A 22,568-nucleotide genomic window follows, 5' to 3' on the forward strand; every position below is an offset into this window, starting at 1 on the left:
CCATTATCGGGCTTTTTGGAAGTGTCCGTGTTAATGGGGTAGAACCCTCAAGCTCCGTCGTGCAGCCAGCCTCTTTCCAGAGAACGTCATCGATATTCTTGAAAGTCTGTTCGAACATGGTCCCTCGTTCTCTAGTTCACGGGGCGGTCTTCCGCCCGGCGGTTTTGGCCAGCGACCTGGAGCCGCTCGAATTCTTCAATGCTCATCACGACAACGACTGGCCGACCGTGCTTCTCGATGGTCACGGGTTCGGCGCGGGCAGTATCCAGAAGCCGTCCAAATCCGTTCTTGGCGTCTTTCGCGGACATGGATTTCACGGGCACATCCTCTAGTAGCCATTTGAGCCATAATGGCCAAATTTTGGCAGGCACGCAATCGCTTTGTTTCGAGAAATACAACCGCATCCAGTGGCGATTCGTTCGTCGAGTTCTGCTGACGGAACAGTGGTGGACCGCCCTAGAAAATTTCCTCGGGCATCCCGGTCTTACACGAGCGAGATCAGAAACTTGTGGAATAGGTTTGTTGCAATGGGGGCCGTCGCCTATGCTTGGACCGATGAAACGAAACGCAATTTTGAAAGCCGGAGAGCTGCCGCTCTATGTCGGCGGCGCTGCCGTCGGGATTGCATTTGCATTGCTCGGCACCCTTCGAGATCTTTTTGCGGCTGCTGACACAAGCGATGAAGAAGAAGAGGAAGAGGATGTATCCGCAGGTGCGTACACAGGTGGCACACTGAACTATCGGACCGGAAAGCTAGATGACGGTACCGATCCCTACGGATGGTACGGGAAGGATTAAATATCCCGTTTAGCGCTTCGCCCCTTTACTGACCACCCCCTTACCAAGGGCACCTCCCTGTTTTCCAGACTCCTGCCCGGGTGCCCGCAATGGGTTTGCCGCATTGTCAATTGAACGTCCAATGTTCGTCCCCGCCCACGCCATCATCCCACTCCAAAGCAACGGCAGTCCCAGGTAAAGGCTGGTCGTGATCATATTGAGCAGCATGCGCTTGACGTCGTGTTCACCGGGGTTCGCGAACAGCTGCAGGAAGACGTTCACGTCTGGATACATGGACTGGATGAGGTTCTGATCCACCCACATGGCCAGGTACCAGAGCACGCTCCAGAACTTCACGGTGAATATCGCCATGGCCCCAATCACCATCATGGACAGAGAGTACCGCGACAGTACGACGACCATGGGCAGCAAGGCGTAGATGCCGAGCAGCAGCAGTGCCTGGACCATCGGCAGGGCCTGAAGCACCGCGGTCATCGTGACCGAGAACATGGCCGACGCAGCAACCACGCCACCCGCTGCCAGCCCGCCCTTGACGATATTCTCCGCAGAGCCGACGAGCCCCGTACTGCCACTGTTGTTCGCTACCAAGTCGTTGCTCGACCATACGGGTGGCGAGTTGGTGAGGACGGTCCTGGCAACCGCATCCTCCTGTTGCTCGCTAGCCAGAGCCGGGGCGACCGCCACTACAAGGCCCGAGAAGCCGGCCGAGGTGGAGTCGGCCTCGTCGATGAGTTTCTGCCGAAGGCCGATCGCGCCGTCTTCCCACCACTGCTTGCAGGTCGGTTTCCCCCACGTCGGCGGCGAGGCGGGATCGTATTCGGTATCGCGTGCAGCGTTATAAGCCCAGCCGGGAATCTGCTTGGTCGGGCGCAGCGTATCGTAGTAACCCGCCGTGTTCCGGTAGACATGCGACCCCATCCAGTCCGGATCGTCGTTCCCGTACGTCGCCAAGCTTGCAGCGACGGCCGGGGTCGCCAACTGCTCAGCCTGGTATTTGGAACGTGCCGGCACGTAGCACTCGCTGAAGAAATCGCTCGTCTCCTGGCGAAGGCGCGGATCTTCGATGGTGGCCAGTCTCGCCTGCTGCTCGAAGGTACGTAGATCATTGGTGGCCGGTAGGCCCTCGACGACTGAATGGTTGAAGCCCGAAGTCATCGCGAGCACCGCATACCACCAGACCGGGATGTTGACCGTAGCCGGTGAGCCGGTAAATCCCGTGGCACCGAAGGTGCTCTGGGGTGCGGCCACAGTCGCCGTCGCAGGGGTTGGGTTGTCCAGGGTCGGTGGCGGCGTGTAGCTCAGGGTACCGGCGTTGAGCGGCGTCAACGCTGCCGGTTGTCCGGCGAGGACCACCACCAGCAGCGCGATGAAGAGTTCGATCTCCATGCGGCGCAGAGAGAGACCGGTCACGGTACCAAACTGACCGCCCTCGGCCGGTTCACGCCAATTGTCGATCAGGATGCCGAGAAACGGCAGATAGACGATGCCGGTGGCCACGAGGACGTCCCACAGCACCCCGTAGAAAGTCCAGCCGAACAGCGTCGTGAAGAGTTCGAGGTAGCTGTCGACGCTCATCCGACGGCTCCTTTCGTGGCGGCGAAGAACCGCGCGAGTAGGTCTTGCCCGAGCACCAACTCAATGACCAGAAGCCATCCCAAAAGCCGCCAGCGCTGCGCCAGTAGATCGTCGCGCTGTTGTTCGTCGATGCGACCGGCACGGTTTGCCAGGCCAATCAGCCAGGGCCATAGGGCGGCCACCAGACCGATGAGCGCCAGCCGGATACCCCTTGCGATCGGTTTGAGTTCGTCTACCCGCGCGGCAACCTGTGCCATGGAAGACAGCTCGACGGCCTGCCACAGCAGGACACCGATGCCAGCCGCCAGAACGACAACCAACACCGAGAGGCCAAGGAGTCCGCTCCTAGGCACAGCCACGGCTTTACTGGACGCGGCCATGGCTGAGCGGTCTCGGGTCCACCGGGGACACCTGCGGCACCTGGAGCGACGATTGCCGACGTGCCGCAGCGCGCTGCAGCAGGACGGCGACCGTATCGGAGACCACTTCCCGGCGTACCCGTGTCTCGAACAGCAGGCTGTCGATCTCTTTGTCGAGTTCGGCGATCGACGCGTCCGCGTGCTCCCGCGCAACCTCGGTCGCATACACCTCCGGGATCTGGCGGCCGGTGAGCAGCAGCCGACGGGCATACAGGGCCTTCTCCACGGTCCGGGCGGTGCTGATTTCGGACACCAACCGACCAACGATGAGGCCTTGCTCGGTAGCCGGCATCTCGCGGATTGCCTCAATCACCTGGCGGGTGATGGCGATGCCGGGTGCCGTGATAGCTTCCAGATTGGCGAGCGTCGGTAGCGTCACTCCACTGACCAGATTCTGAAGGTCCGTAGTTACCGCCGTCGATCCCTGATGCAGCTTGGGCAGTAGCCCAGTGCCCGGGATGCTGTCCTTGCGACAGGTATCGCAGGTGGTGACGATGTTCTCACCCACGACGTCGACCACCCAGTTCCTGGCATCCGTGGGGGACGACCAGATCTCGGACAACCGAGTCGCGGCAGCCGGTGGTATCGGACCGGCCGCCGTCACCGGGCGATTCATGTTGACGTTGTAGCCAGCCTTGACGATGTCGCCAGTGAACTGGAGCACCGGCTGCCCCGCCCCACCCGCCTGGCCCCCAATCCACGGCACGCCATTGTCACCGTTCGAGGTCTCCACGGAATCTTTGGCCGTCACGGCGTCGTTGCCACCGATGCCCATCTGCACCTTCCAGTCATTGCCCTTGGACAGCGTGATCAGGTCGGCATACGGATTCTTGCCCTGCGCGATTTCGGCCTCCATCTGCTCGCAGGACTTGGTCGCGAGCTGCATGGTCTCTTCTGCCTTGAGCAGCGCGTTCTGGAACAGGTCATAGAGGCCGGGATTGGCGCGCTGCAGGATCAGCGCCGGCAGTGCGGCAATCGCAGAAGAAGCCGCCGCTGTCATGGCATTCATCATGTTGTCGGCCCCGGACTTGATGTTGTTCAGGGTGTTGGTCACCGCGAGTACCGGATCGAACTTGCCGCAGCTGTAGCCGAGTCCGAGCTGGGCCGAGCCACCGAGGGTCACCGATACCACGGACGGATTGGCCGGGGCCGACACGGGCTCCGCGCCGCCGATCTCGTAGTACCAGAGGCTGTCCTCCGTCGGGGCCTGCGCGGCGCGCGCCCCAGCCATGTGCAGGGTCGCGCACAGGACAGCGAGGGCGATACGGTGCCGGTTGTGGCTCGCATTCGTTTTCATGGCGGGTAGGCAATCCAGTTGATGTCGAACAGGAACCACTGACCGCGGCGGCTGCAGCACTGGTAGGGCCGCCACAGGTTCCAGACGTAGTCGCCGGCCGCATCGACACGGCCACCACCCCATCCGCTGAGGCTTGCCAGGTCATTGCCACCAAACACGTCGCAGCTCGCCTCCGGGCGCGGGGTAAGCATCTGCCAGGTGCCGGTGCGGGCATCCTTCTCGATCAGCGCACCGGGAGGCCAGACGCGCTGCCTGCCGGAGCCGGATCCGCCGAGCGGCAGGTAGATGTGGGGCTGCCCGGTGCGGGTCACGATGTCACCGGCACGCTGCGCGTTGAGGGCGGCGGCCTTGGGCTCTTCTGCCTGGGTCGTCCAACCGGTGCGCGGATGTACGCTGCCCCAGGTCTGCAGTGGCCAAATCCCCACTTCGCGAAGCCCTGGGATCAGGCTCGCCGGATAGAAGATTTCCGGGACCTCCTGGCGCCAGGCCAGCGCATCCAGGCCTGACTGAAAGTACGGCACAAAGCTGGTCGCCTGGGATTCGCACAACAGCCCCACGCCGGCGACGACGCCGGACAGCGAACTCAGCGGATGGCCAATCGCATCGGTCTCGCGGAACACGAGATTGCGGTGATCCTGCCGGTCGCCGGTCCCCTCGGTACGGTTGCCGGCGCTATCGATGGGTACCGGCAGCAGCGTCCCCAACAACCCGCTGGCCGCTGTCTTCTGCGCAAGCCCGAGCGTCGCGCGGATCTCGGCCCACGGATTGCCGCCGAGTTCGTTGTAAGCACTGACCACCAGATCCGGGTTGTAGTGGCCGACTTTGAGCGAGGTGCGCACGCGGCAGCCGCGCCACGAGCAGCGCAGCCAGAAACAGACGCCTACCGGCATCCAGCGCATGCAGGTGAAGGTCGCCGCTGTAGTCTGGGCGACGATGTCAGGGGTCGTGATCGTTGCAGCATGGCTCGCGGCAGATAAGTGGAGCGTCAGAACCAGGATGAGGCCTGCCAGCCCATGGAGCCTCACCGTGCGACCTCCTGTTCCCAGGCTTCGTAACGGTCAAGCGCCTCGACCAGATCCGTCACGCCGTAGACGACGACTCGTCCGTCGAACACGACAGCCGGATAGCGGTCGATGCCGTACTGAACGGCCTTGGCCAGACCGATCGCGGCGTTCTTGGCCGGTTCCATGTGGGCATTATCGAGTTGCTGAACACGATGCAGCGCTGCCACCTTTGCGGCTTCGGGATCATCTGGGAGGCCTTCGGATAGCTTTGACTGGAATCGACCAAGACCATCAACGGCGTAGATCGTGACCACCGCTGCACGGAGTCGCTCCTGGTCCGCGTCAGTAACCAGGTGATCGCTTGTCGTGAACACTTCAATGCTCAGCGCGTTGCCCGCAACAACGAGCGCACTGAAGACCAGAGGTCCGAAGAGCGTCAGTCCGGAAAGTGCGCGGAATGAAGCGGGCATGTTTTCTTCTTGGCTCGCGGAACGATAGGGGGCATCGTCGCTATGGGAAGAAAACAGGGGAAGAGGAAACCGGTGCCATGTCGGACGCGGTTTTCTATGGATCCGGCAAAACGATATACAACGCGCCTGAAGCGGCCATGCAAGGATGCTTCAAGTATCCCAGGCCGATTGCGTTGGCAGAAGCAAACAATTGCGAATCACTCATTGAGGCGTGGTTCTCAGGACCACGCCGAACGACGCTCGGCCTGTTATGTCCCTCCAGCGGTACATCCGTGCTGCGTGCAGCCCTGTCGTTGTAATGTTCGCGACGGTGAAACCAGTCAAAGCGACAGTCTTCAGTCATTCCGCAAAGCAGGCTCAATCACCGGCAACCATCTGCACGGGTGGCTACCCAGCGCCGGTGATGTCACGCCACCGACCGCAGCACAGGTCAGCAGCGATCTCCTCCTACTGAACGCTGTCGTCAATAGTGATCGGTATCTCGAGGGCTCGGGGTACGCGGTTTGCCATGGCGATTTCGTCGCGCGCCTGGCGAATCACGGTACGGGCCGACGCCAGGGCAAGTCCGGAAACGACGGCTGCGACAAGCAGGTCGGGCCAACGCGTACCCGATCCCAGCACGCCAAGGGCAGCCAGAATGATCGCCAGATTCACGATCGCGTCGTTCCGGCTGCACAGCCAGACGGAACGCATGTTCGCGTCCCCGTCCCGAAAGCGGTACAGCATCACCGCGATGCTCAGGTTGGCAATCAGGGCCAGCATGCCGATGGCACCCATGGTGTAGGCCTCCGGTGGGACACCGAAGGCGGCGGACCACCCGGTCTTGGCCAGCACGAGCAAACCGTATACGGCCATCGTCACGCCCTTGACCAATGCCGCCCGGGCGCGCCACAGGAGACCCAGCGACAAAACGCTCAGCGACAGCGCATAGTTGGCGGCGTCGCCGGCAAAATCCACGGCGTCTGCCAGCAGCGAGACCGACCCGGCGTGCAGGCCGCCGACGATCTCGACCCCGAACATCAGCGTGTTGACCCACAAGGCGACCCACAGGGCCTTACGAAACCGGGGGTCGACAGGCGCTTCCGTGGTTGTGCAATGTCCCTCACAACAGCCGGCCATGAGTTCTCACCTCCTACAGATTTCCATATGAGGTATTTGAAACCCTGGAGTCACTCCATGGTCAATACTTGTATGTCGAGGGCAATGGAGAAACACAATATGCGGATCGGTGAACTGGCAGAACGTGCCGCCATCAAGGTCGATACCGTGCGCTATTACGAGAAAGCAGGCCTGCTGCCACTGCCGCCGCGCCGGCCCAATGGATACCGGGACTACGGCATCGCGCACCTGGAGCGATTGGCATTCATTCGCCACTGTCGCGCCCTGGACATGCCGCTGGACGATGTACGACAACTGCTGGATCTGCTGGCGCACCCCAGCGCGGATTGCCAGGACGCGAACCGATTGGTTGACGAACAGCTTGCCCGGGTGCAGGAACGCATCAACGATCTGCATACCCTGGAGAAGCAGCTTCAGTCACTGCGCACCCAATGCACGTCCAAGACGTCATCGGCCGAGTGCGGCATCCTGCACGAATTGGTGGCCGCCGCACAGGGTGACAGCTGCGTTTGCCATCCACGCCAGCGGGGCAAAACTAAAGATCCCGTTTAGCCTGAGGTCTGCGACATGCCATTTAGGCTGTCCCCGGCCACGCGGATCAGGGTTCGGATATGACCCCAGGACGGTAGCGCATTGCAAAGCAATCCCGATCTCTCTATCATCGAGCCATTATTTTTTGAACGTAACAGCTGTTTCAAGCCAGCCGATGCTGAAGTTCCGAAAATCCATTGCTGCCGTGATCGTGTTGTGCCTGGTGAGTCTTTCGACCGCCTGGGCCTTCGATTCGCATGCTGTGGATGTTTCGCAACCGGAACGCCTCGTCGATGTATCCGACTCCGCGCCGCTTCCCGACAAGCACAGCCACACCGACGATCATTGCTGCCATGGCGGCAGCCACCTGGTCGGGATCGATCAATCGTTGCGTTCGTCGCTGCCGGACACAGATTCCGCACCGCAAACGCCATCGTCCCGTAGACTTTTTGTCAGTCAATCAAGCCCCCCTCCCCTGAGACCCCCGCAGTCCTGAGCCAGTACCGCAGATCGCCGTAGCTGTACGCACCATGTGCGTGACAGGCCGTGGCGGTTCATGCGCGCGGCGATCTTCATACCTTTCGGCAAAGCACCCGATTGGGACTCTACCGACTACGATCGCTCGCTCGCCTTGAGTACGCAGGGACCTCGCTGCCCTAGCAGAACGAGAAACAGGAGTTTGCGCATGTACCTCAGGTACTGCTACGCCGCGGCCATCGCGGCGCTGGGGATGAGCGGTTGCGCCCAGCAACCGGTTGTCGGAGATATGGCCTGGCCACCAGTCCTGCCGTTGGGACAGGAGCTGGGGATTAATCGCCCACCGGCCGTCTACGAGGCGGAAACCGGCGATGAACGCCCACGGCCACCGCAGCCAACCGGCGCGATCACACTGCGTCAAGCACTGGCGTTGGCACTGGAACACCATCCTGAGCTGAATGCCTACGCCTGGGAGGTACGCGCAGCCGAGGCGCGTGTGCTGCAGGCCGGCCTGCGGCCGAATCCGGAACTCGAGGCCGAGTTCGAGAATTTTGCCGGCAGTAAGGATTTCTCCGGTACCCGGTCGCTCGAAACCACGCTCAGTCTGGCGCAGACCTTTCCCCTCGGCGGCGACATAGAACGGCGGCGCGAACTGGCAGGCCTGCAGGCTCAGCTGGCCGGTTGGGACTACGAAGCGGCGCGCCTGGAAGTACTCAGCAAGGTCACTGAAAACTACTTGGTGCTACTGGGCGCACAACGCCAGCTCGCGCTGGCACGCGAGGAACTGACCCTCGCTGAGCAGGTGCGCAACGCCACCGACAGGCGCATCCGCGCCGGCGACGCGCCTCCCATCGATGCCGCGAGATCCAGCGTGCCAGTCGCCACCGCGCAGGTACGGCTGAAACGGGCCGAGCGGCAGCATCAGGCGGCGCGACGACAGCTGGCGCTGATGTGGGCAGCTCCCGAGGCGAGTTTCGGTCTCGCCGAGGGTTCTCTCGACGAGCTTCGCGCCCCGCCATCGCCAGAACAATTGGCGGCGCTGGTCAGCGCCAACCCACAGGTTGCGCGTTGGGCGGTGGAGATCAGTGCCCGCCGCGCTGAGGCTGCGTTGGCAGAGGCCGAGGCCACACCGGACCTCACCGTGCGTGCTGGCGTCAAGCACGATAACGCCGACGATGCCAATGCGTTGGTGCTGGGCATTTCGTTGCCACTCCCCTTGTTCGACCGCCGCCAGGGTGACGTGCTGGCCGCCCGTTTGAGCGCCAACGCGGCGGTGGAACAACGCCGGGCGGCAGAACGACGCGTGGAGGTCGCTCTCTCACGGGCCTACGCACGCATGGCGGGGAGCTTCGACGAGGCGATGGCCATTCGCGACATCGCGCTGCCTCCGGCGAACGAAGCGTTTAGGTTCACCCGGCGGGCATTCGAAAGCGGCGATCTGGCCCTAATCGATGTCCTCGACGCCGAGCGCACCCTAATGGAGCTGCGTACCGAATACCTCGATGCGCTGACCGGTTACCACCTCGCAGTGACCGAGATTGAAGGGCTCATTGGCCGGCCGCTGGCCGATCTCGGGGCCCGTGCAGATTCAGATTCCGACAACCATGCCGGAGACCAACGATGAAGATCCGAACCACCCTGGGCGTGTTCCTGCTGCTCGTCGGCTTGAGTACGGCCGATCCCGTTCAACGGCTCTGGTCGGCACCCGCAACACCCGTCGACAAGCATCGTGCAACAGATAGCGAACACGGACACGATGATCACACTGACGCTGATCATGAGAAACACGGCGAAGACGGTCATACCGAGCATGACCATGCAAAGGATGATCGCGACCAGTCAAAGCACGCCGAAGATGCGCACGCTGGGCATGACCACCCCGAGGGCGAGCACGATCATGCGGATGACGATCATGATCACGCAAAGGATGCCGAAGGCGAACACGATCACACTGAGCATTCCGGAGACGATCACTCAGGGCACGATCACACCAAGGGCGATGATGACCATGCGGAGCACGCTGACGACGAACACGCAGGGCATGACCATGCCGAAGGTGATCACGATCGCGCCAAGCACTCTGAAGACAATCACTCCGGGCACGATCACGCCGAGGGCGATGATGGCCATGCGGAGCACGCCAAAGACGAACATGCAGCGCATGACCATGCGGAGCACGCTGACAGCCAGCATGGCGCCGCTGCCGGCGCCGGTGACGACGATCACGCGGGTCATGATCATGACGAGGAGGGCCCGATCCGCCTGACGCCGGCGGTGATGCAAGAGTTCGGCATCGAGGTGCGGGTGGCGTCCGGCGGCAGCATCGGGCGCACCGTGCGGCTGCCGGGCGAGGTGGTCTACAACACCGATCGGATTGCCCATGTGAGCCCGATGGTGGCTGGCCGAGTGCAGCAAGTCTACGTGTCCGTCGGTGATCGTGTGGTGGCGGGCCAAATCATGGCGGTACTTGCCAGCCGTGAACTGGCCGCAGCACGCAGCGAATACCTGGCCGCCGTCGCTAAGCTTGAACTGGCACGGGAGAATCTTGGGCGCGAAAAACGGCTGCTCTCAGACAAGGTCGGTACGACTCGAGCTGCTGCCGCGGCGCGGCAAGCCTATCGTGAGGCCGATATCGAACGTACCCAGGCAGTGAACGCCCTGTTCGCGCTGGGCTATTCCCGCGAGCAGGTGACACAGACCGCCGCGATCGAAGACAAGGACTTCAGCATCTATGAGCTGCGCGCCCCGTTGAGCGGCATCGTGACGCAGCGGCATATCACCATCGGCGAGGTGGTCGGGCTGGAAACGGCAGATGCGCCGTTCGTCGTTGCCGACCTGTCGTCGGTGTGGGTCAACCTCACCGTGTACCAGCGTGATCTGGCACAGGTGCGGGCCGATATGCCGGTGACAATCCAGTTCAGCAGCGGCATCCCCGATGCCCAGGGCACCGTCGCTTTCGTCAGCCCGGCCCTGGACGAGACCACCCGCACTGCAACGGCGCGGGTCGTGCTGGAGAACCCCCATGCCGACTGGCGCCCCGGCCTGTTCGTCTCCGGCCTGATCGAGACTGGCCGCGAGACGGCGACCATCGTGGTACCTCACTCGGCGCTGACTGAGTTGGACGGCGAGACCGTGGTGTTCGTGCAGACCGATGGCGGCTTCGAATCACGCAAAGTCCGCCAGGGACGGGCGACACCGGCAGCCGTGGAGATCATCGACGGCCTGGCCGAGGGCGAGCGTTATGCCGCCAACAACGTGCTGGCGTTGAAGGCCGAGACCAATCGCGCGGCACTCGAACACGCCGGACACGTGCACTAGGAGCGAATCGACATGATCGAAAAGTTGATCGATTTCGCCCTGGGCAACCGCCTGCTGGTGGTGGTGCTGGTCCTGGTGGTGATGGGGGCCGGCTACCGCTCTTACACGCTGTTGCCGGTGGATGCCTTCCCCGATGTGTCACCCAACCTGGTGCAGGTCTTCACCATCACCGAGGGTCTGGCGCCAGAGGAGATCGAGCGTTACGTCACCTATCCGGTTGAGGCCTCGATGACGGGTCTTCCCGGCATCGAGGAAATCCGCAGCATCTCCAACTTCGGCCTGTCGGTGGTCAACGTCTATTTCGAAGACGACTTGGACATCTACTTCACCCGCCGATTGGTCAACGAACGCCTGCAGGAGGCCCGCGAGCAGATCCCCGAGGGTTTTGGCGAGCCGGAAATGGGGCCCATCTCCACCGGCATGGGCCTGATCCTGTATTACTACCTCGAGGACACCACGGGCAACTACAGCCTGGAGGAGCTGCGCACCATCCAGGACTGGATCGTGAAGTACCAGCTGCAGACGGTGCCGGGCGTCACCGAGGTACTCGGTATCGGCGGCTTCGAGAAGCAATACCAGGTCAACATCGATCCGCAGGCCTTGCTGCGCTACGACCTATCACTGCAGGACGTGATTTCCCGCATCCGCGAGAACAACGTCAGTGTCGGAGCACAGTTCCTGACGACGAACGCCGAGGAGTTCGTGGTGCGTTCCGAAGGCCTAGCCCATGGCGTCGACGATCTGGCCAACATCGTCGTCAAGACCGACGACGGTCGACCGGTCTACCTGCGCGACGTCGCGGCCATCGAGGTCGGCGGTGCCATCCGTCGTGGGCTGCAGACCCTCAACGGCGAGAAAGAAGTCGTCGCAGGTATGGTCGTGCAACTCTACGGCACCAATGCTTCTACGGTGATCGACCGGGTTGAAGCCAAGGTAGAGCAGGTGCAAAAAGCCCTGCCCGAGGGTGTACGCATCGTGCCCTACTATGAGCAGAGCGAGCTGGTGCAGGCCTCGGTCGCCACCGTGCGCAATGCCCTACTGCAGGGGGTCGCATTGGTGGTGATCGTGCTGCTGGCCTTCATGGGCGGCCTTCGCCCGTCGCTCGTGGTCGCCCTGTCGATTCCGTTTTCGGTGTTGTTCGCAACGCTGGCCATGGGCTACTTCGGGATCTCGGCCAACCTGATGTCACTCGGTGGACTGGCGATCGCGATCGGCATGATGGTCGACGGCGCGATCGTGATGGCGGAAAACGTTGACCGCCTGCTGCACGAAACGGACCCGGATGAGCCGCGGCATCGCACCGTTGCCCGTGCCTGCCGTGAGGTGGCACGCCCGATTCTGTTCGCGATTACCATTGTCGTCATCGTATTCCTGCCACTGTTCACGCTGCAGGGTGTCGAGGGCAAGACGTTTCGGCCACTGGCCTACACGGTGGCACTGGCCATGTTCGGCTCACTATTGTTCGCGGTGATTGCCGCCCCGGTGTTCGCCGACCTGTTCATGCGCCGGCGCAAGGCTTGGCGTGAACAGCAGGCGAGCGGCAAAGGCAGTCTGCTGGCCCGAGAACCGATCATCGTCCGTGTACTGCTGTATTTCTACAGACCGATGCTGCACTTCTTCGTCCGCCAGCGCTGGCTGGCCGTGTTGCTGGCCGTCGGCATTCTCGCGGTCGGTCTGCGCGTGTTCCCACTGCTGGGCATGGAGTTCACGCCGCGGCTCAACGAGGGCGACCTGATCGTCAATCTGACCATGGCCCCGTCCATCTCCCTGGAAGAGACCAAACGGCTGACCCTGATCGCCGAGCGGCGCATGATGCAGATCCCCGAGATCGAGTCGGTGGTCAGCCGCATCGGCCGCGGTGAGGTCGGGGCCCATGCGGACCCGATCAACAGCGTTCACGCCCTGGTTGTACTCAAACCTGCGCAGGCGTGGCGACCGGGAATCCACCAGGCGGCGATCGAAGAGTCATTACGCGAACGCCTCGCCGGCATGCCCGGCGTCTTCGTCAACCTGACACAGCCGATTCAACTCACGGTCGATGAATTGGTCGGCGGTGTGAAAGCCGAGTTGGCGGTCAAGCTTTACGGCGACGATCTGAATGTGCTCAAGCAGTATGCCGACGAGATCGCGGCAGTGCTGAACACGCTCGAAGGCGCCAAGGACGTGCAGACCGAGCAAATCACCGGCTCGCCGCAGTTGCTGATCCGCCCGCAGCGCGAGGCCCTGGCGCGTTACGGCATCAATCTCGGCGAGGTACAGGATACCATCCGTGCTGCCATTGGCGGCGTCACCGCCGGCCAGGTATTCGACGGTGTGCGGCGCTTCGATATCTATGTTCGCTACCAGGAGCCGTATCGCCAAACGGCAGACGACGTCGGTCGATTGCTGGTCACCGCGCCCAGTGGCCAGCGGGTGCCGCTGAGCGAACTGGCCAGCATTGAGACACTGGTCGGGCCGCGGCAGATCACGCGCGAAAACAACCAGCGTTTCGCCACGGTGCAGGCCAATATCGTCGGCCGCGACATCGGTGGTTTCGTTACGGAGGCGCAGGCAGCGATCGAGCGCGACGTAACACTGCCACCCGGATATATCGTCAGCTGGGGTGGCCAGTTCGAGCTGGCGCAGCAGGCCAACAAACGACTGGCGCTGGTCGTGCCCATCACGCTCGCGCTGATCTTCCTGCTGCTGTATTCGAGCTTCGGCTCGATCAAGAATACCGTACTCATTCTGCTCAATATCCCACTGGCCCTCGTCGGCGGCGTCATCAGCCTGTGGCTTTTGGGCGAAAACCTGTCGGTGCCAGCCTCGGTGGGGTTCATCGCCCTGTTCGGCATTGCCCTGACCAACGGCATGGTGCTGGTGACCTATCTCAACCAGCTGGTGGATCAGGGGCTGTCGGTCGATGAGGCCAGCATTCAGGGCGCATCACTTCGCCTGCGCCCGGTGCTGATGACGGCGGTCACGACAGCCCTCGGACTAATCCCGCTGCTGCTTGCCACGGGTACCGGTAGCGAAGTGCAGCGGCCACTGGCCGCCGTCGTTATCGGCGGGCTGGTCACCTCGACGATCCTTACGCTGCTCGTTGTCCCGGCGATGTATCGCTGGTTTTCCCGCCGCAGTGATCCGGCGGGTGATCTTTCAAGCCATACAGGAGAAATCCGATGAATCACTCGATAAGCAATCCTATGTTGGTGTTGCGCTTAAACAGTCAACGTCTGGTCACGCGCGGCATCGTGGTATCACTGACATTGCTGGCCGCCATCGGATGCAGCAGCCTGTCACCGAACCTGGCTTCCAATGGCAAGATAGGGATCGACCGGGTAGATTCGAAAAACGTGATCATCGGACAGACCCAGGTCGCAGCCGTGGCCGATGGTGTTCGGATCTCCGGATCCGTGCGCAAGACATTCCAACAGCGCGGGCAGATTCCCGGTCACCTCCACATCGAGTTGCTCGCAGCGGACGGTACGATTTTGGAATCAAGCGTCGTGCGGTATCACAGGCGTTTTGCCAAGTCTGGGCGAGCCTACTTTACCCAGACGCTCGCGGTGCGGCCGGACAACGTCAACGCTGTGAGGCTCGTGCACCATGGCCTGGGAGACCCGCACAGCTGATCAATTCGGCGGGTTGTGGCGATTTCGCACAAGTATTCATTGACGCGTCAGACAATGTGCGAAAGTCCGATGTGCGCAATCTTCGTGAAGCTAGGCAATATCGCAGTTCGTTCTGGCGGCCCTCGTAGGCGCGGTGACCACTTGCCATCGTCCTGGTTGACGCGGCTAGGGACTGGTGGTCGGCTGCCCTTCGAAAGGCCGCCCGGGTCCGATTGTGGAATCCACCAGTTCAACCCATGATGTGCAGCAACTTCATCGCCCACCCCGCTCCATCGCAATCCGCTCCGCCACGATATGCACGGCCTCGAGCTCCGTACATCCGCGTTCGCGCATGATGTCAGCCCGCTCGGCCTTCTCGTGCTTCTCGGTCATCGCCAGTGCCAGCGACAATGGCGGTGGGACATTGCGGAACAGCGCCTCCAGGTTGTCGGATAGCACCACGCCCTCGACGTACTTGCCCGGTTCCTTGCGGGCCGACAGCAGCAGGCTGCGCTGCTCCGCCGAAAGATCCTTGAACCTTGCGATCTGTTCGATCTCCTCCTTGGGCATAACCAGACAGAGCCACCACTCCATCATGTTCAGCATCTTGCGGCTGGCGTCCGGGAAGTCCTCGAGATTCTGCGTCGCGATCCAGAACCAGGCGCCGAGCTTGCGCCACATCTTGGTGATCTTGACCACGTAACGGGCCAGTAAAGGGTTGGTTGTGATGATATGGCCTTCGTCGGTGACCACGAGGGTCGGCCGCGCATCGCTCTGGTGGCGTTCGACCAGGTCGTTGATGTGGCTCATCATCGAGATGTAGGCGACGGTCAGCTGATCCTCGTAACCTTCGCGCGCAAGGATGCCCATCTCCAGGATGGTGACGTCCGCCTCCGGCCAGCGTCTGCCGGGGCGATTGAAGAAGTGGCCTGCCAGGCCCGAGCAAAACAGCGCCATGCCGTCGCCCATCTCCAGCGCCCGGTTGCGGCGATGTTCGGGCAGGCTGGTGTTGCGACCGATCGTATTCAGCGCAGCAACGACATCTTCGGTAAGCACCTGGTCCTGGCCTGACTCCCGGGCGGTCTTCGCGGCGAGGAAGATCGCATTGCGGATGAGCAGCCGGTCGGCGCGGGTCATGCGCGCGTCTTCACGCTCGTCGCCACCAGTGATCATGATCCGTGCAGCGATCTCCATCTCACCCAGGATGTCGCGGCCAGTGCCCTCCTCGTCCGCGTCTTCGTCTTCGTCGTCGGCAAGGGCGTTCGGATCTTCGACGATGCGCAGCCGGCGTTCTTTCTCCAGCAGCCTGAGGGCATCGGCAAACGGTGGCAGGCTGACGTCGGCATTGGGATTGAGCGTCACCTGGTTGAGCGTCAGGCCGTTGGCCGCGAAATGCTGACCGAGCAATGAGAACGAGCCCCCAGCCTCGATGATGAACAGGCGTGGCCGGTAGACGGCCGCCATCTGCTGCAGCAGATAGACCAGCAGCGCCGACTTGCCGGCCCCGGTCGGGCCGAGGATCAGCATGTGGGCGTTCTTCTTTCGGTCCTCCCGATGCAGTGGATCGAAGACCAACGGCTCGGCACCCCGGTTGAAGAACACCAGGCCCGGATGACCGGTGCCGCGCGATCGGCCATAGACCGGCAGCAGGTTCGCGGTGTGGCGCGAGAAGACCAGGCGTGACCGGCGGTTCAGTTTGTCGAGATGCGGGTCATAGGCCATCGGCAGATTGCGGATGTAGGCGTCCAGCGCCAGGAGGTCGGCTTCCTGCGTGATCGGCTGCAGGCCGTTTGGCAGCAACAGGGCGTTCAGGCGGTTGGTGTTGGTGCGCAAGTCGTTGAGGTCGTCGCTACGCAGGTAGAAGGCGATGCTCAACGGGTAGAGCTTGTTACCCTGCGCCATTTCGCGCTCGACGGCTTCGGCATCCTCCCGGGTGAGCGCGGCCTCCGCGGAATCACCGACCGCGGCCCGCCTGACCTGGTTGATGTGGTTTCGGGTCAGGTCCTGTGGCCGCACCGTCAGGGTCAGGACCATCACCGTGTGCTCGGGCAGACGGTCGAACAGGGCAAACACATGATCGCCGGCCTGACGTTCACCGGTCATATGCCCGATCTCGGGCGCACGTCGCAGACCCTGCACTGTGACCAGGGTGTGCGGCAGACCATCGAACCACCATGTGGCGGTGGCGTTGTCCGAACGCGGCATGCCGAGGGTCAGCCGCTCTGCAAAGTCGTACCCGTACGGCAGGTCCTCGTCGCCGGGATAGGGTGCGATCTCGAGGAGGTTGTCCGGGTCGCCGTCGGCGGGCGCTGGGTTCGGATTGAACCAGGGCAACAGCCAGGTGTAGAGATCCTCGCCGCTGCCCCGCCGGGCACGTATGCCCGCACTGGCCAGCGCCGCCACCCACTTCGTCGCCACGTCGTTCAGGGCCGCCTCGACCTCGATGGCGGGCGCGCGTCTGCCGCCTGGCTTCAGGCGCCGATAGAGCACGGCACGGACACGCCGGGTCTGACCGCGCCAGCGGGTGCCGGTGACCGCGGCATCCTCGAACAGGCCGCCGGGCCGACTGATCCTCGCCAGATGCGCGGCAACGGCCGCCTGGTAGTGCCGGGTGAAGGTGGAGTCGCGTGCGCCCGGCTGGGCATAGGCCGCCGCCTCGCGCTGAAACCGGGTCAGACTCGGTTCGTCCTGCACATAGACCTGCAGGATCCACGGAGCATCGTCGAGTTCCGGGATCGCCTCGGTCAGTGCGGTCTGCACGGCATCGCGCAGCTGGACCATGAAGGCCTCCGTACGCGCCTCGGCGCCGACCGGCTCCAGCTCGAACAGGGCACCTACACTCACCCCGTCCTCTAGCAGGAAGGCGCGACTCTCCGGGATGTATTCCACCCAAGGCAACAGATCGGTAAAGGACGGCGGGCGGTCATAGCCGCGCCTGATGTCGGCGGAGCGCACGGCCGGGCTCAGCGGCGTGTCGCTTGAGCGGGCTTCTGTCATGGCCTTCAAGGGGTGTCGCCATCGTGTTTCGGTGTGTTGCCTGCCCCAACCGATGGCACCTCGCCGGGCAAGGCGTACTCGACCCGCTCGTACATCGGAAAGGTGGTGACATAACCCGGTACCGGCACGCGCTCATCGGTTGCCAGGTGCGGGAACACGTACATCCGCAAGGTCGGATTCGGCAGACGCGGGAAGGTCGTCTCGAGCTCGTTGTGGGCATCGCGCGTGTAGCGGTCGAGCGGCACCTCGCTCGCGGTCAACGGCCGGCCGCCGAGCTGTCCTTGCCAGGCCTGGGGATCGCGCGCCCCCATCGCCTCGACATGGGCGTCATAGATGGCCTTCATCGAGTGCCCGTCCTGCGGCAGCACCGCCTCTTTGGTGCTGGCACAGCCGGCGACCAGCAGGATCGAGGCCAGGCTAGTCGAGAGACGTACGGTGACTTGCTTGCGTCGTGGTCGCATGGGTCAATTTCCTGCCGATGGGATCGAGGTCAATGGGGAGTTCGCGGTCGACATGGATGGCCACCTGGGTACCGGCCGCCACGAACACCGCGTCGAAACTCTGGGCCTGACGTTCCAGGAGCCACTTGGCGACCTCGTTGCTGCCGCCTTCGACGGTCTTGCCGAGGACGTAGGTGCCCGCCTCGCCGGTCACGCTGTTGGTGACGCTGCCGGCGTCGCTCACCACCGACGTGGTCTCTGCCGCGGCCGCTGCCTGGGCCGCGGCCTGGATCGCCATCACGCCGATCCGTTGGCTCAGGAAGGCCGGGGCGTTGGTCTTACGCGCGCCGCTGATGCAGGGGATGCCCTGGGCATCGGAGATCCAGCCGAGCGGTTCGTCGGCGCCACCACTGCCCGCCTGCCGGTCGTCCGAAGACAGGGTCCGAATGGTTCCGTCGTCGAACACGAAGGTCACCGAGTCGAGGCGCCCGGTCACGCAGGAGAGCGTCCAGTCGCCGACGGCCGTGCCGCTCCACACCATGCCCTGCACGCCCGGCACAGTGAGGCCGTTGGCGGCCAGGTTGTCCGCGCCGGTGATGATCTTGAACGGCATCGGATCACGCACCTGCCCCTGCACAGGTACGCGACCGACCAGCGCGGTCATAGCCGTCGAACCGATCAGCGTGGCATTGCGCGGGACCGTATAGACGGGCTGGGTGCGCGCCCGTTCGATGCGGTCGCCGACACCTCGAGCTACATCTCCCGTCTTGGTCGTGGCGGTGTCCAGGTAGCCACCGGCGCTACGCGTTACCCGCTGCAGCATTCCTGGTCCCGTCCTGGCTTGGTCTTCCGGATCCACCGGTTGATGATCCAGGGGCTCGATCCAATGGATCTCAGCGTTGGCGCCATTGCCTAACCCATCAAGCCCCAGCCCCACGGGGATATCGTTCGCAGGTGCAAGGGTTTGGGGTTTCGACAGCGACTCGGCCAATGCATCGACGCGCGCGGTCAAGGACGAGAGCACCCCGGCGTCGACCCGGTCCCGATTGGCCTGGGTCTTCTCTCTGGCAAGCAGCTCGCGCTTCAGACGGGTCGCGACGTTCTCCTCGATCTGGGTCCGGCTCGTCATCAGCCCCTGGTTTTCCCTGCGCAGCGCGGCGTTGTCCCGTCGCAGCGCCTCGACCTCGGTGGTCATCGCCGCGACATTGGCGGTCAGCGTCTTGATCGTGTCGGCGGGCGTGTCGGCATCCGGCGCCGGGGCCTCCGGGACACTGTCGAGCACCACCGCGGCCTCCTCGTCCGGGGAGCACGACTTCGTGGTCACGAACACCAGGATCAGCAACACGCTGCCGGCGAGGATCGGTAGGAGTCGATTGCTGGTCGCTATGGCCATGGAATCAGAGCGAAGTCTCGAAGGGCCGCGCGGAGATCAGGTAGAGGGCCGTCGTGTCGGACTCGTCACCGGCGGGATGCAGGCGGTTGTGCTGGAAGGCGGCTGTCAGCCAGCTGCCGCGCAGCGTGCGGGGGTCCAGTGTCACGGCCTGGGTGCCGAGATTTCTCAGCTTCACTGCGGTGATGTAGAGCCCACTGGCGCGCCAGGCGACCAATGGGCTGGCCTCGATCGGCGCAGCGCGAACCAGGCGCACCGCTTCGTGACGCACCGGCACGCGCACCACACCGGGGAGATCATGCAGCAGCCGCGCGGGTGCGTAGAGCTGCTGGGCCGCGAACCGTGTCAGCGTGACGTAACCGTAGGCCGGCAGTTCCGGTGGTGGCGTCCCCTCATCTGTTGCCGCACCCGCAATTCGCGTCTCGGGTTCAAGAATCTGGATTGCAGGTTTCGGTTCGCCCTCGTTGTCGGCAGAGAGATCCAGCAGGTAGACGGCCCCGCTGTCGACCGCGCGGACCATGACCCGGGTCGCCTCGAACGGCTGGTGCGCCAGCAGATACACGGTGCCGGCGACGCTCTGCACCCGGAGTGCCGACTGGATTGCCGGGGGCAAGCCGACTTTGACCGGGCCCGGGAAATCAACACGCCGCTCCTTGCCGACCGTCAGCGCCACCACGATCGGCGTCTTCTGCCAGGTGATGCGCTCCGGTGCCGGCGCTTCGCCATCCGTGGTGTTCGCCCAGGCGATGACGGGTGCGAGACATAGGATCGCACAGAGCACCACTGGGTTCTTATTGAGTTTGGTTCGCATGTCCGTTCCTGTCTTTTTCAGCCTTTGCTGCCCTGTTCGCCTTGTTCGGCGAGCTCCGCCTCGCTCAACCGCCGTGGCCCTTCCCCGGCGAACCCGTCGAGCGCCAGTCCCCAGGGGTTGGCCTCGAGATCGACCGCATGACGGACGACGCGCAGCGGGTAGCGGATCGCGGTCTTCTTTACCGTCATGCCCTTCACTGATTCGTAGAGGTCGAGGTCCAGCCACACGACCCAGACGCCGCCGTTCAACACATCGACACGACGCTCCTCGTAGCCGTGCCCCGGTACCTCCTGCATACCACGCACGCGGTAGGCGAGCTCGCCCTGGCGGCCCTTGAGCTCCATGTCAGCGATCAGGTCCGTGCGGTACCTGGGTGTCAGGTATGGCGAGACCGAGAAGATCGCGCGGCCGTAGTCGCGCGCCCCGTCTTCCGGCCAGCGGTTGAGCTGTTGGAAGATGTAGAAGGCAAAGGCATAGACATTCGCCGGCGGGACCTGGTCGATCGCCAGTACCGCACCAGATCGCAGGTCCGGCGGCACGTGCACGGTCAAGGTCTTCGGCGCCTGGCTCCAGCCGAACCAGAGTGCAAAGATGACCAGTGCCTGCAGCCCGATGACGGCCCAGAGCGAGCGCAGGTGCGCACGGACGTTATCGATCTCGTAGCGGTAGCGACGCATGCCCTGTCCTGCCGATATCCCAGCTGCCGCTGCGGCGCACGAGCGTGGAACGTCGCAGGCCCTTGTCGTGTAGCCAGACGACGAACCGCTGTTGGTAGTAACCGTCTGGACGATTGCGCTTCAAACGCTGGAACAGCGTCGCCGTGACCACCACCGTGGCCACGACGCCCACACCGGCCAAACCAAAGCCCATCGTGACCGCACCCATCAGGCCCGCCAGCACCAGACTGACGGGTAACCAGACGAGTGAGGCCACCCCGACGATGACGCCCAGCTCCGACGACGAGCAGCCCTTGAAGATGGCCGGCTCGGCATTCAGCCGGTCGGCCAGGATGTCGTGAAGGTTCGGTCCCATAGCTCAGATGACGCCTGCAGCCTCGGTAAGGAGGTAGCTTGCGAAGATCAGCACGACTGCCCCGACAACGCCGAGCACGCCCACCTCGGCCCACTCCGCCTTGCCTTGTCGTGCCTCGTTGAACTTGGCAAAACCGAGATAGGCGATCCAAAGAAAGCCGAGCACGGCGATGGCGAGACCCAACACCAGACCGCCGTCCTTGATATAGCCCTTGATGAGCGCAATCCAGTCACCAGCCGCCGGTGCCGTACTGGGCGCCACCGGGGTCGGCAGTGCCGCCCATACCGACTGTGCCGCCGTCATGCCCAGCAGCCCTGCCGCCACTAGCCTCTTACTCATGCTCTTCACCGTCATTACCTGCTCTCCGAGACCTCGGGGTCGCCCCCTGTTCACAACATGCCGGGGTTCGTCCCCGAGCCGTAAGATGCGATGCGCGTGGAAACGGCCGCACCGCCCTGTCAATTCAGATAGAAACCCAGCACGAGGAGCACGATGCTGGCGCGCAGCGCACCCCAGGTCAGGTCTAACACCCCGACCTGCCCGTCTTGCCATGCCCGAAAGGTGCCGAGCGTCACCCAGATCACCCACACGAAGGCGAGCACCAGCACCACGCCGGCTATACCGGTCAGCAGGGTTCCCGGCGTAATGCCGGATCCGGCTTGGAAGGCGGCACTTTGTGCGGGCGTCATCTCGGCACATCACCGGCGGTAGTCACCGCGAAGCGGCGGAAAGGTGCGAGGTTCAGCGCGCGGCGCATCGATGTGCTCTTGGATTCCCAACCGCACTCGAATCAGGTCTTGTCGCAGCCAGTCGTATCGGAAACGGATGCGGGCGTCGGGATTCGCCTGCGATTCAGCGGTGCGCAGCAGGGGCTCGAGCGCTTCGAGTTCATGGGTCAGACGTGCAAGGGCTTCGCGTTCTGCATCGGCGTCTGCCATGGCGGACCCTACAGCGAAGGCGGCCGCCATGGTCCCTGCGACAAGCGCTTGAGTGATGCCCATCAAATTCTTTCCGGTGGTGCACATGGCGCGCATGGTGGAATGCCGGAAGAAACGAGGAAATGAGAAACCAAGTCAGAGGGACGCGTGATTTCAAAAACAATGGATCATGGAAAAAACGCGATCTCGAGCATGTACAGCAAAAGCTAGGCACTGCGCCTGAAACCATTCGTGGGTGTCTCCACCAAACACACGCTATTGATCCCCGCTTTGCACTTGAACCCCGCTGCGGAGAGAGTGCAGCGAGCTATCCACTGAAAGGCTGTCCACCTGCACTCGGCGGTTTTGGTACGCTGCCG

The 22,568-nt window shown here is 63.2% G+C and carries 24 protein-coding genes; 6 read left to right on the forward strand and 18 right to left on the reverse strand.

Annotation, left to right across the window (positions count from 1 at the left end; translation table 11 throughout):
• Nucleotides 1-131: 131 nt before the first annotated feature.
• The gene (locus H6955_21925; protein MCP5316230.1) at nucleotides 132-317 is read right to left on the reverse strand and encodes a type II toxin-antitoxin system Phd/YefM family antitoxin; all 186 of its coding nucleotides are present in this window, start codon (nucleotides 315-317) and stop codon (nucleotides 132-134) included.
• Here H6955_21925 and H6955_21930 point away from each other — a divergent pair.
• Nucleotides 307-798, forward strand: coding sequence for a hypothetical protein (locus H6955_21930; GenBank protein ID MCP5316231.1), 492 nt, complete (start codon nucleotides 307-309; stop codon nucleotides 796-798). The genes H6955_21925 and H6955_21930 overlap by 11 nt on opposite strands.
• 9 nt (nucleotides 799-807) lie before the next feature.
• On the opposite strand, the gene H6955_21935 is transcribed toward H6955_21930, so the two are convergent.
• The 6 genes from H6955_21935 to H6955_21960 all read right to left on the reverse strand — a co-directional run bounded on the left by H6955_21935 (nucleotide 808) and on the right by H6955_21960 (nucleotide 6,682).
• Nucleotides 808-2,373, reverse strand: coding sequence for a conjugal transfer protein TraG N-terminal domain-containing protein (locus H6955_21935; GenBank protein MCP5316232.1), 1,566 nt, complete (start codon nucleotides 2,371-2,373; stop codon nucleotides 808-810).
• A complete protein-coding gene (locus tag H6955_21940) occupies nucleotides 2,370-2,753 on the reverse strand; it encodes a hypothetical protein (GenBank protein ID MCP5316233.1) in 384 nt (127 codons plus the stop codon). Before H6955_21940 ends, H6955_21935 begins: the two co-directional genes overlap by 4 nt.
• The gene (locus H6955_21945) at nucleotides 2,737-4,023 is read right to left on the reverse strand and encodes an integrating conjugative element protein (protein MCP5316234.1); all 1,287 of its coding nucleotides are present in this window, start codon (nucleotides 4,021-4,023) and stop codon (nucleotides 2,737-2,739) included. The genes H6955_21940 and H6955_21945 overlap by 17 nt, the downstream gene beginning before the upstream one ends.
• Before the next feature lie 62 nt (nucleotides 4,024-4,085).
• The gene (locus H6955_21950) at nucleotides 4,086-5,099 is read right to left on the reverse strand and encodes a TIGR03756 family integrating conjugative element protein (protein ID MCP5316235.1); all 1,014 of its coding nucleotides are present in this window, start codon (nucleotides 5,097-5,099) and stop codon (nucleotides 4,086-4,088) included.
• 11 nt (nucleotides 5,100-5,110) lie between these two features.
• Nucleotides 5,111-5,563 carry a TIGR03757 family integrating conjugative element protein gene (locus tag H6955_21955; protein ID MCP5316236.1) on the reverse strand — a complete coding sequence of 151 codons (453 nt, stop codon included), beginning with the start codon at nucleotides 5,561-5,563 and terminating at the stop codon, nucleotides 5,111-5,113.
• A gap of 447 nt (nucleotides 5,564-6,010) precedes the next feature.
• Entirely contained in the window at nucleotides 6,011-6,682 is a 672-nt protein-coding gene (locus H6955_21960) for a cation transporter (GenBank protein ID MCP5316237.1), read from the reverse strand.
• Nucleotides 6,683-6,781: 99 nt separating this feature from the next.
• Here H6955_21960 and H6955_21965 point away from each other — a divergent pair, with 99 nt between their 5' ends.
• A complete protein-coding gene (locus H6955_21965) occupies nucleotides 6,782-7,234 on the forward strand; it encodes a Cd(II)/Pb(II)-responsive transcriptional regulator (GenBank protein MCP5316238.1) in 453 nt (150 codons plus the stop codon).
• Between the two features lie 142 nt (nucleotides 7,235-7,376).
• Here the strand turns inward: H6955_21965 and H6955_21970 are convergent, their stop codons facing one another.
• Complete coding sequence (locus H6955_21970) at nucleotides 7,377-7,598, reverse strand: hypothetical protein (GenBank protein MCP5316239.1); 222 nt, start codon at nucleotides 7,596-7,598, stop codon at nucleotides 7,377-7,379.
• A gap of 300 nt (nucleotides 7,599-7,898) precedes the next feature.
• On the opposite strand from H6955_21970, the gene H6955_21975 reads away from it, so the two are divergent.
• The gene (locus tag H6955_21975) at nucleotides 7,899-9,314 is read left to right on the forward strand and encodes a TolC family protein (GenBank protein MCP5316240.1); all 1,416 of its coding nucleotides are present in this window, start codon (nucleotides 7,899-7,901) and stop codon (nucleotides 9,312-9,314) included.
• A gap of 350 nt (nucleotides 9,315-9,664) precedes the next feature.
• Here the strand turns inward: H6955_21975 and H6955_21980 are convergent, their stop codons facing one another.
• Entirely contained in the window at nucleotides 9,665-9,925 is a 261-nt protein-coding gene (locus H6955_21980; GenBank protein ID MCP5316241.1) for a hypothetical protein, read from the reverse strand.
• Nucleotides 9,926-9,967: 42 nt separating this feature from the next.
• On the opposite strand from H6955_21980, the gene H6955_21985 reads away from it, so the two are divergent.
• The 3 genes from H6955_21985 to H6955_21995 are packed head-to-tail and all read left to right on the forward strand — an operon-like array spanning nucleotide 9,968 to nucleotide 14,622.
• Nucleotides 9,968-11,008 (forward strand): efflux RND transporter periplasmic adaptor subunit, encoded by a 1,041-nt coding sequence (locus tag H6955_21985; protein ID MCP5316242.1) that lies wholly within the window; start codon nucleotides 9,968-9,970, stop codon nucleotides 11,006-11,008.
• 15 nt (nucleotides 11,009-11,023) lie between these two features.
• Nucleotides 11,024-14,173: an efflux RND transporter permease subunit gene (locus tag H6955_21990; protein ID MCP5316243.1), complete on the forward strand. Its 3,150-nt coding sequence runs from the start codon at nucleotides 11,024-11,026 to the stop codon at nucleotides 14,171-14,173.
• The gene (locus H6955_21995; protein MCP5316244.1) at nucleotides 14,170-14,622 is read left to right on the forward strand and encodes a hypothetical protein; all 453 of its coding nucleotides are present in this window, start codon (nucleotides 14,170-14,172) and stop codon (nucleotides 14,620-14,622) included. Before H6955_21990 ends, H6955_21995 begins: the two co-directional genes overlap by 4 nt.
• Nucleotides 14,623-14,874: 252 nt before the next feature.
• Here the strand turns inward: H6955_21995 and H6955_22000 are convergent, their stop codons facing one another.
• The 9 genes from H6955_22000 to H6955_22040 all read right to left on the reverse strand — a co-directional run bounded on the left by H6955_22000 (nucleotide 14,875) and on the right by H6955_22040 (nucleotide 22,239).
• Nucleotides 14,875-17,598, reverse strand: a complete 2,724-nt coding sequence (locus H6955_22000; GenBank protein MCP5316245.1) for a conjugative transfer ATPase — start codon at nucleotides 17,596-17,598, stop codon at nucleotides 14,875-14,877.
• 5 nt (nucleotides 17,599-17,603) lie between these two features.
• The gene (locus H6955_22005; GenBank protein ID MCP5316246.1) at nucleotides 17,604-18,059 is read right to left on the reverse strand and encodes a TIGR03751 family conjugal transfer lipoprotein; all 456 of its coding nucleotides are present in this window, start codon (nucleotides 18,057-18,059) and stop codon (nucleotides 17,604-17,606) included.
• Nucleotides 18,016-19,431: a TIGR03752 family integrating conjugative element protein gene (locus H6955_22010; GenBank protein MCP5316247.1), complete on the reverse strand. Its 1,416-nt coding sequence runs from the start codon at nucleotides 19,429-19,431 to the stop codon at nucleotides 18,016-18,018. Before H6955_22010 ends, H6955_22005 begins: the two co-directional genes overlap by 44 nt.
• A gap of 4 nt (nucleotides 19,432-19,435) precedes the next feature.
• Complete coding sequence (locus H6955_22015; GenBank protein ID MCP5316248.1) at nucleotides 19,436-20,239, reverse strand: TIGR03749 family integrating conjugative element protein; 804 nt, start codon at nucleotides 20,237-20,239, stop codon at nucleotides 19,436-19,438.
• 17 nt (nucleotides 20,240-20,256) lie between these two features.
• Entirely contained in the window at nucleotides 20,257-20,916 is a 660-nt protein-coding gene (locus H6955_22020; GenBank protein MCP5316249.1) for a TIGR03746 family integrating conjugative element protein, read from the reverse strand.
• Nucleotides 20,888-21,271 (reverse strand): TIGR03750 family conjugal transfer protein, encoded by a 384-nt coding sequence (locus tag H6955_22025; GenBank protein MCP5316250.1) that lies wholly within the window; start codon nucleotides 21,269-21,271, stop codon nucleotides 20,888-20,890. The genes H6955_22020 and H6955_22025 overlap by 29 nt, the downstream gene beginning before the upstream one ends.
• A gap of 3 nt (nucleotides 21,272-21,274) precedes the next feature.
• Entirely contained in the window at nucleotides 21,275-21,625 is a 351-nt protein-coding gene (locus tag H6955_22030) for a TIGR03745 family integrating conjugative element membrane protein (GenBank protein ID MCP5316251.1), read from the reverse strand.
• A gap of 104 nt (nucleotides 21,626-21,729) precedes the next feature.
• On the reverse strand, nucleotides 21,730-21,960 hold the full coding sequence (locus tag H6955_22035; GenBank protein ID MCP5316252.1) for a TIGR03758 family integrating conjugative element protein: 231 nt from the start codon (nucleotides 21,958-21,960) through the stop codon (nucleotides 21,730-21,732).
• A gap of 9 nt (nucleotides 21,961-21,969) precedes the next feature.
• Nucleotides 21,970-22,239, reverse strand: a complete 270-nt coding sequence (locus tag H6955_22040; protein ID MCP5316253.1) for an RAQPRD family integrative conjugative element protein — start codon at nucleotides 22,237-22,239, stop codon at nucleotides 21,970-21,972.
• Nucleotides 22,240-22,568: the final 329 nt, after the last annotated feature.

This window comes from Chromatiaceae bacterium, assembly GCA_024235395.1.
Classification (GTDB): domain Bacteria; phylum Pseudomonadota; class Gammaproteobacteria; order Chromatiales; family Chromatiaceae; genus Thiosocius.